Source organism: Diaphorobacter sp. J5-51 (genome assembly GCF_001023515.1).
In the GTDB taxonomy this organism is placed as follows: domain Bacteria; phylum Pseudomonadota; class Gammaproteobacteria; order Burkholderiales; family Burkholderiaceae_C; genus Diaphorobacter; species Diaphorobacter nitroreducens.
Map to the genome: position 1 here is coordinate 1 of NZ_JSYI01000045.1, position 9,179 is coordinate 9,179.

Sequence of the window (9,179 nt, forward strand, 5' to 3'; positions counted from 1 at the left end):
ACGGCGTTCAGACTCTACCGCGCTGGTCTGGTTTAAAGATACAAGCTATTGAGGAATGATCGGTGCTTGTTTTTGGCAGGCCTTGTGCAATTGCAAGGCTTGGAATTTGGCTCCTCGACCTGGGCTCGAACCAGGGACCTGCGGATTAACAGTCCGTCGCTCTACCGACTGAGCTATCGAGGAACAAGACTTAGATTATATACATAAAAAAGTGCCGCCTTGACGCTGTGCTGTGCAAGGGATGCGAAGGGCGATGTCAGCGCTGCGGCTCAGGGCGAAGCCACAGCCACACCAGTACGCAGGCCATGCTGACCACCGCGCTGATGGTCGCCCAGCGTGGTATATGCACCACCCACAGCACCAGCGCGCACAGGGCCATCAGGAAGGTGGCGCTCCACTTCGCATGGCGGCTCACGCGCCCGCCGTTGGCCCAGTTGCGCAGCATGGAGCCGAACAGCGGGTGGAACCACAGCCAGCGGTACAGGCGCGGCGAACTGCGCGCGGCCGCCCAGCCCGCCATGAGGATGAACACCGTGCTGGGCAGGCCCGGCACGACGATGCCGATCACCCCCATCGCCAGGCAGAGTGCGGCAAACACCAGCAAGAGCCAGCGCGCCAGCGCGGGCAGGGGCGCTTGCTCAGGGACGGGCGGCAGTGGCTCGGACGGCGGGGACATGCCTGCCATTGTGCAGGTGTTGCCGGGCGTTATGCTCCAAGGCAGGGACGCCGCCATGCCTTTCGCCATGCCCTGCGCTTGGCGGCTGCAGCCCGCAGACCCACCATGACCATCCGCACCATCCTGAAGATGGGCGACCCGCGACTGTTGCGGGTGGCCCAACCCGTTACCGCATTCGATACGCCCGCGCTGCACCAACTGGTGAACGACATGCGCGAGACGATGCAGGCCGTGAACGGCGCGGGCCTGGCAGCACCGCAGATCGGGGAGGATTGGCAGGTGGTGATCTTCGGCTCCGGCGAGCGCAACCCGCGCTACCCCGACCGCCCCATCGTGCCGCCCACGGTGCTCATCAATCCCGTGATCACGCCGCTGGGCGCCGACGAGGAGGACGACTGGGAGGGCTGCCTGTCCGTGCCGGGCCTGCGCGGCAAGGTGCCGCGCTTTGCGCGCATCCACTACCGCGGCGTCGATCTGCTGGGCGCGCCCATCGACCGTGTGGCGGAAGGTTTCCACGCGCGGGTAGTGCAGCACGAGTGCGACCACCTGATCGGCAAGCTCTACCCAATGCGCGTGCGCGATTTCACGCAGTTCGGTTACACGGAGGTGTTGTTTCCGGAGATTGGTGCGGTAGAAGACGATTGAGCGCTCAATCAGGCTGTAGCGCCCTTGTGGCAAGCGCAAGCAGCTATCGAAATCATAGTCATTGATCGGCCAGCGCCTGCAGTAGCTCGGTCTCGATCTGGATCTGTCGCGCGTTGTTCTGCATCTCCGGGCCCTGCACCAGGAACACGTCCTCCACCCGTTCGCCCAGCGTGCTCACCTTGGCCAACTGCACGCTGAGGCCGTGGCGCGAGAGCACGCGCGCCACCAGGTACAGCAGGCCGGCACGGTCGCTGGCGGAAATGCTGATGAGCCAGCGCTGGGCCTTTTCGTCAGGGCGCAGCGTGACGCGCGGCGCGATGGGGAAGCTCTTGACGCGACGCGACACGCGCTTGCGCGTAGGCTCGGGCAGCGGCCGCGGGTCTTCGATGGCGCGCAGCAGGTCGTTCTCGACCATGTGAATGAGCTCGCGGTAGGCGCCTGGCTGGCTGGAGGCAACGACCTGGAAGGTGTCCAGCGCATGGCCGTTGTTGGCGGTGTGCACGCGCGCATCCAGGATGGAAAAGCCCGCACGGTCGAAGTAGCCGCAGATGCGCATGAACAGGTCGCTTTGGTCCGGCGCATACACCAGCACCTGCAGGCCTTCACCCGCCAGCGACTGGCGTGCGCGCACCACCGGCTTGCCGGNCGTGGCGCGAGAGGTGGCGGGTGTGCCAGGCGATGTCCGCCGCCTCGTGGCGCATGAAATAGCTCACGTCCAGCGTATCCCACAGCTTCTTGTGCGCCTCGTGGGGCTGGGAGGCCAATGCCAGCAGCACCAGCGCCTCGCGTTTGCGCGCCTCGATCTCGGCGGCGGCGTCGGGTGCGCGCCCGCCCAGGGTGCGCAGCGTCGCGTGGTACAGGTCTTCCAGCAGCTTGCCCTTCCAGGCGTTCCACACCTTGGGGCTGGTGCCGCGGATGTCGGCCACGGTGAGCAGGTACAGGGCGGTGAGGTAGCGCTCGTTGCCCACGCGGCGCGCAAAGGCGGCGATCACGTCGGGGTCGGACAGATCCTGCTTTTGCGCCACCTGGCTCATGGTGAGGTGTTCGGCCACGAGGAATTCAATGAGCCGCGCGTCCTCGCGCGTGATGCCGTGCGCCGCGTGCTGGCGGCAAAAGCGCCGCACTTCCTGCGCGCCGATCTGTGAATGGTCGCCGCCGCGCCCCTTGCCGATGTCGTGGAACAGCGCAGCGATGTAGAGAATCCACGGTTTGTCCCAGCCTGCGGCGAGCTGTGAACACGACGGGTATTCATGCGCGTGTTCGGCCATGAAAAAGCGCCGCACGTTGCGCAGCACCATCAGGATGTGCTGGTCCACCGTGTAGACATGGAACAAGTCGTGCTGCATCTGCCCCACGATGCGCCGGAAGGGCCACAGGTAGCGGCCCAGCACGGAGGTCTGGTTCATGAGCCGCATGGCGTGCGTGATGCCTGCGGGCTGCTGCAGGATCTGCATGAATAGCGCGCGGTTCGCGGGGTCGCGCCGGAATTCACTGTCCATCACGCCACGCGCGTTGTAGAGCGCTCGCAGCGTGCGTGCCGACAGATCCTTGAGCCCTACGGTGGTCTCGTAGAGCAGGAAGGTTTCCAGGACGGCGTGGGGTTCTCTTTCGTACAGGTCGTCGCTGGCCACTTCGATCATGCCGGCCTTCTCGAAGAAGCGCGGGTTGATCGGACGCAGTTCATGCGTGGAGGGGTTCAGTCGCTCCTCGATGCCCAGCAGCAGGATCTGGCACAGCTGCGACACGGCCTTGGCGGCCCAGTAGTAGCGGCGCATCAGCGTCTCGCTGGCACGCATCGCCAGGCGCTGGCCGTCCGGTGCGGTGGAGCGGTAGCCGAAGGTCTCGGCCACGGCGGTCTGCAGATCGAACACCAGGCGGTCTTCGCGCCGGCCGGCCAGCGCATGCAGGCGCGCGCGGATCAGGAACAGCAACGCCTCGTTGCGCTCGATCTGCTGCACCTCGAACGGTGTGGCCAGGCCGCTGGCCGCCAGTTCGCGCCAATTGCGCCCCAAGCCCGCGGCGCGCGCCACCCACTGGATGAGCTGCAGGTCGCGCAGGCCGCCGGGCGACTCCTTGCAGTTGGGCTCCAGCGCGTAGGGGGTGTTCTCGTACTTCGTATGGCGCTGGCGCATCTCCAGCGTCTTGGCGACCAGAAAGGCACGCGGGTCCATCTGCGCGTCGTAGCGCTGGCGAAACGCATCGAACAGCGCGGCGTTGCCGCACAGCAGGCGCGCTTCCAGCAGCGATGTCTGCACCGTCACATCGGCGGCGGCCTCGCTCAGGCATTCGGCCACGCTGCGCACGCTGGACCCAACCTCCAGCCCCGCGTCCCAGCAGCTGCCGATGAAGGTCTCGATCGGCGTGCAGGGCGCCGCACCTGCATGGCCCGCGGCCACGCTCATGCCGTCCGGCAGCAGCAGCAGCACGTCCACGTCGGAATAAGGGAACAGCTGTGCGCGTCCGTAGCCCCCCACGGCGACCAGCGCCATGCCTTCAGGCAACTGCGCGCGGTCCCACAGCCGGCACAGCAGGCCGTCGGTCAGCGACGAGAGGCGATGCAGCAGGCTGCGCACGCCGCGCGTGGACGCTCCGGGCGCGCGCAGGGTCGCCAGCAGGGCGGCCTTGTCCTGGCGGTAGGCGTCGCGCAGCGCATGCAGCTGCGCGAGATCCGGTGCTGTGGCGGGGGGGCAGGGGGGGATGGAAGGCATGGAGGACGTTTAGCAAGAACCGTGCATGCCTTGCGGCGCTCTGGGCGCGGCGGCCTGGCTCAGGTCGTGGTGGCGGTGACGAAGGCCGGCAGCGCGGGGGAGCCGGCGGAGAGGGTCAGCACGTCGTAGCCGGTCTCGGTCACGAGCACGGTGTGTTCCCACTGCGCCGACAGGCTGTGGTCTTTGGTGATGATGGTCCAGCCGTCCTTGCCCAACTCCTTGATGTCGCGCTTGCCCAGGTTGAGCATGGGCTCGATGGTGAAGGTCATGCCGGGCACCAGCTCCTCGCCCGTGCCGGGGCGGCCATAGTGCAGCACCTGCGGGTCCTCATGGAATTTCTGGCCGATGCCGTGGCCGCAAAACTCGCGCACCACCGACAGGCCGTGGCCCTCGGCGAACTTCTGGATGGCGTGGCCGATGTCGCCCAGGCGCGCGCCCGGCTTGACCTGCTGGATGCCCAGCCACATGGATTCGAACGTGAGCTGCGACAGCCGCTTGGCGGCAATGGAGCATTCGCCGATGAGGTACATGCGGCTGTTGTCTCCATACCAACCGTCCTTGGTGATCACGGTGACGTCCACATTGACGATGTCGCCCTTCTTGAGCGGCTTGTCGTTGGGAATGCCGTGGCAGACCACATGGTTGACCGAGGTGCACAAGTGGCCGGGGTAGGGCGGGTAGCCCGGAGGCTGGTAGCCGATGGTGGCGGACACGGTGCCCTGGGCGGCCATGCATTCCGCGCCCAGGCGGTCGATCTCTGCGGTGGTGATGCCGGGCTTGATGTGTGGGGCAATGTAGTCCAGCACTTCGGACGCCAGGCGGCAGGCCTCGCGCATGCCGGCGATGCCCTGCGCGTCTTTGATGGTGATGCTCATGGCGCAAATTATCCCATCGGCCTTTGCCCCCTGTGGGCGCGGGGCGGGCAAGGGCGGTGCCGCGGGCTAAAATAGCGGGCTCCCACCAACACGCGCTGCCGGCGCGGCGGCCCCATTCAGCGGCTGCCTCAACCAGCGGGCGAAACGCCTCTTTCTGCCACCACACAGGCCGCTACCGTGACCTTGCACATCACCCCGCTGGAGGGCGGCAATGCCCTCAGCACCTTCCGCGCCCAGCAACTGCAACCCGCCCTGGCGGCCATTCATCCCAAGATCGACGGCATTGCGGCGCGCTTCGTGCACCTGGTGGCCGGCGACGCCGCACCCGATGCCGCCGCGCGCGAGCGCCTGGCCGCGCTGCTGACCTACGGCGACCCATACGCTGGCCCGCGGGACGGCATGGTGCTGTATGTCACTCCGCGCCTGGGCACGGTGTCGCCCTGGGCGTCCAAGGCCACGGACATCGCCCACAACTGCGGCCTGGCGGTGCGCCGCATCGAGCGCATCACCGAATACCGCATCAGCCTCAAGGGCGGCCTGCTGGGTGGCAAGCCCGAGTTGAGCACTGAGCAGCTGCAGCAGGTTGCGGCGCTCTTGCACGACCGCATGACGGAATCGGTGGTCACCACGCTGGACGAGGCACAGCGCTTGTTCACCGAGCTGCAGGCCGAGCCCATGGCCTTCGTGGACGTGCTGCAGGGCGGGCGTGCGGCGCTGGAGGCTGCGAACAAGGCCTGGGGCCTGGCCCTGGCCGACGACGAGATCGACTACCTGGTCAACGCCTTCACAGGCCTGGCGCGCAACCCCACCGACGTGGAGTTGATGATGTTCGCCCAGGCCAACAGCGAGCACTGCCGCCACAAGATCTTCAACGCGCAGTTCACCATCGACGGCGTGGCGCAGGACAAGAGCCTGTTCGGCATGATCCGCAACACCGAAGCCGTGTCGCCCCAGCATACCGTGGTGGCCTATGCCGACAACGCCTCCATCATGGAAGGCAGTGAGGTCGAGCAATTCATCGCCAAATTCGAGTCTTTCGCCCAACAGGTAAGCGCTCCAAGCTATCAAAAGCGTAGTGCAACCCACCATGTTCTGATGAAGGTGGAAACGCACAACCACCCGACGGCCATCTCGCCGTTCCCCGGTGCCGCCACCGGTGCGGGGGGCGAGATCCGCGACGAGGGCGCTACCGGCCGCGGCTCCAAGCCCAAGGCGGGCCTGACGGGCTTCACCGTGTCCAAGCTCTGGGGCAGCGAGGTGGGCAAGCCCGAGCACATCGCCAGCCCACTGCAGATCATGACCGAGGGGCCGCTGGGCGGCGCCGCGTTCAACAACGAGTTCGGCCGGCCCAACCTGACGGGCTACTTCCGCGAATACGAGCAGGTGGTCGGAACGGGCGAGGGCGCCATCATCCGCGGCTACCACAAGCCCATCATGATCGCGGGCGGCCTGGGCACGATCGACGCGCGGCTCACCCAAAAAATCCTGTTCCCCGCCGGCACGCTGCTGATCCAGCTGGGCGGCCCCGGCATGCGCATCGGCATGGGCGGCGGCGCCGCCAGTTCCATGGCCACGGGCACCAACGCGGCGGAGCTGGACTTCGACTCCGTGCAGCGCGGCAACCCCGAGATCGAGCGTCGTGCGCAGGAGGTCATCAACCACTGCTGGGCGCAGGGGGCGGACAACCCCATCCTGGCCATCCATGACGTGGGCGCGGGCGGCCTGTCGAACGCCTTCCCCGAGCTGACGAATGACGCGGGCCGCGGCGCGCGCTTCGACCTGCGCGCCGTGCCGCTGGAGGAGTCCGGCCTGGCGCCCAAGGAAATCTGGTCCAACGAGAGCCAGGAGCGCTATGTGCTGGCCATCGCGCCCGAGTCGCTGGCGCAGTTCACGGCCTTCTGCGAGCGCGAGCGCTGCCCCTTCGCCGTGATCGGCACGGCCACCGAGGAGCGCCAACTGGTGCTGGAAGACACGGCGGTCACGTCCGGCGACCAGAAATATCCTGTGGACATGCCCATGGACGTGCTGCTGGGCAAGCCGCCCAAGATGCACCGCGACGTGACCAGCGTGCAGCGCAGCTTCGCGCCGCTGAACGTGGACGGCCTGCCGCTGGAGAAGGCCGTGATCGAGGTGCTGGCCCACCCCACGGTGGCCTCCAAGCGCTTTCTCATCACCATCGGCGACCGCGCCGTGGGCGGCCTGACCCACCGCGACCAGATGGTGGGCCCCTGGCAGGTGCCCGTGGCCGACGCGGCCGTGACGCTGGCCGACTTCCGTGGCTTTGCCGGCGAGGCCATGGCCATGGGCGAACGCACGCCGCTGGCGGCGCTCAATGCGCCCGCGTCGGGCCGCATGGCGGTGGCGGAAAGCATCACCAACCTGTTGGCGGCACCCATCGAACTGCCGCGCGTGAAGCTGTCGGCCAACTGGATGGCGGCCTGCGGCGAGCCCGGAGAAGACGCCGCGCTGTACGAGACCGTGAAGGCCGTGGGCATGGAGCTGTGCCCGCAGCTGGGCATCTCCATCCCCGTGGGCAAGGACAGCCTGTCCATGCGCACCCAGTGGAGCGAGGGCGGCGAGACCAAGAAGGTCACCTCGCCCGTCAGCCTCATCATCACCGCGTTCGCCACGCTGGCCGACGTGCGCGGCACGCTCACGCCGCAGCTCGACGCCAAGGAAGAGGACACGACCCTCGTGCTGATCGACCTGGGCCGCGGCAAGATGCGCATGGGCGGCTCCATCCTCGGGCAGGTGATGAACCAGACCGGCGACGAGACGCCCGACCTGGACGACGCCAAGGACCTGATCGCCCTGGTGGACGCCGTGAACGCGCTGCGCGCTAAAGGTGCGATCCTGGCCTACCACGACCGGGGCGACGGCGGCCTGCTGGCTACCGTGGCCGAGATGGCCTTTGCCGGTCAGGTGGGCGTGGCGCTGAACGTGGACATGCTCATTACCGAGGGCGACGGCATCACCGACGGCCGCATGGACAGCGGCGAGGGCAAGAACTGGGGCGCCCAGATCAGCGGCCGGCGCGAGGAGCGCACGCTGCGCGCGCTGTTCAACGAGGAACTGGGCGTGGTGCTGCAGGTGAGGACCAGCGAGCGCAACGAGGTCATGCAGACGCTGCGCGCGCACGGCCTGTCCACCTGCAGCCACTTCGTGGGCAAGACGCGCCCGCTGTCCTCGCCCATCGATGCGGGCAAGGGCGAGTTGCAGGTGTGGCGCGATGCCAAGGCCGTGTTCAGCGCCAGCCTGCCGGACCTGCACCAGGTATGGGACGCGGTGAGCTGGAAGATCTGCCAGCAGCGCGACAACCCCGCCTGCGCTGACAGCGAGCACGCCGCGGCCGGCGATCCCGCAGACCCCGGCATGCACGTGCAGCTCACGTTCGACCCATTGGACAACGTGGCCGCGCCGTACATCGCCACAGGCGCGCGCCCGCGTGTGGCGGTGCTGCGCGAGCAGGGCGTGAACTCGCATGTGGAGATGGCCTACACCTTCACCGAGGCGGGCTTCGAGGCGTTCGACGTACACATGACCGACCTGCAGACCGGCCGTGCCGACTTGGCGCAGTTTGCTGGCGTGGTGGCCTGCGGCGGCTTCAGCTACGGCGACACGCTGGGCGCGGGCATCGGCTGGGCGCGCTCCATCACGTTCAACGAGCGCCTGTCGGCCCAGTTCCAGCAGTTCTTCGCGCGTGGCGATACCTTCGCCCTGGGCGTGTGCAACGGCTGCCAGATGTTTGCCGAACTGGCCGACATCATCCCTGGCGCGCAGGACTGGCCGCGCTTCACCACCAACCAGAGCCACCGCTTCGAGGCGCGCCTGTCGATGGTCGAAGTGCTGGAATCGCCCAGCATCTTCCTCCAGGGCATGGCCGGCAGCCGCCTGCCGATCGCCGTCGCGCACGGCGAGGGCTATGCCAACTTCCAGTACCGTGGCAATGCCGACAAGGTGGTGCGTGCCATGCGCTTCGTGGACAACCATGGCCAGCCGACCGAGCGCTACCCGTTCAATCCCAATGGCAGCGCCGGCGGGCTCACGGCCGTGACGACGGCGGACGGACGCTTCACGGCCATGATGCCGCACCCCGAGCGTGTGTTCCGCAACATCCAGATGAGCTGGACCGATCTGGCCGCCACGGGGGGCAAGGACGCGTTCAGCCCCTGGATGCGCGTGTGGCGCAACGCACGCAAGTGGGTGGGGTGATCGGCGCCGCGGCGCGCGGCTAGGGCCTGTTCACACTATTTTTGCCAGATGCGTTGCGATCAA

4 protein-coding genes, 1 tRNA gene and 2 pseudogenes are annotated in these 9,179 nt (G+C 67.5%); 2 read left to right on the forward strand and 5 right to left on the reverse strand.

The genetic code is table 11. The features are described 5' to 3' along the window. Window positions 1-107: 107 nt before the first annotated feature. Window positions 108-183, reverse strand: a tRNA-Asn gene (locus tag OX89_RS06825). Window positions 184-256: 73 nt separating this feature from the next. Then, window positions 257-676: a YbaN family protein gene (locus OX89_RS06830; protein ID WP_011805503.1), complete on the reverse strand. Its 420-nt coding sequence runs from the start codon at window positions 674-676 to the stop codon at window positions 257-259. A 105-nt stretch (window positions 677-781) separates the two neighbouring features. Here OX89_RS06830 and def point away from each other — a divergent pair, with 105 nt between their 5' ends. Continuing rightward, window positions 782-1,321 carry a peptide deformylase gene (def, locus tag OX89_RS06835; protein WP_011805502.1) on the forward strand — a complete coding sequence of 180 codons (540 nt, stop codon included), beginning with the start codon at window positions 782-784 and terminating at the stop codon, window positions 1,319-1,321. Between the two features lie 58 nt (window positions 1,322-1,379). Here the strand turns inward: def and OX89_RS19050 are convergent. The 3 genes and pseudogenes from OX89_RS19050 to map all read right to left on the reverse strand — a co-directional run. Then, window positions 1,380-1,966: pseudogene (locus OX89_RS19050) on the reverse strand (ACT domain-containing protein); the annotation flags it as partial. Window position 1,967: 1 nt separating this feature from the next. Continuing rightward, window positions 1,968-4,029 (reverse strand): annotated as a pseudogene (locus tag OX89_RS06840) ([protein-PII] uridylyltransferase); the annotation flags it as partial. 59 nt (window positions 4,030-4,088) lie between these two features. Further along, the gene (gene map / locus OX89_RS06845; RefSeq protein WP_011805500.1) at window positions 4,089-4,904 is read right to left on the reverse strand and encodes a type I methionyl aminopeptidase; all 816 of its coding nucleotides are present in this window, start codon (window positions 4,902-4,904) and stop codon (window positions 4,089-4,091) included. A 177-nt stretch (window positions 4,905-5,081) separates the two neighbouring features. On the opposite strand from map, the gene purL reads away from it, so the two are divergent. Beyond that, window positions 5,082-9,116 (forward strand): phosphoribosylformylglycinamidine synthase, encoded by a 4,035-nt coding sequence (gene purL, locus OX89_RS06850; RefSeq protein ID WP_047350050.1) that lies wholly within the window; start codon window positions 5,082-5,084, stop codon window positions 9,114-9,116. Window positions 9,117-9,179 lie beyond the last annotated feature (63 nt).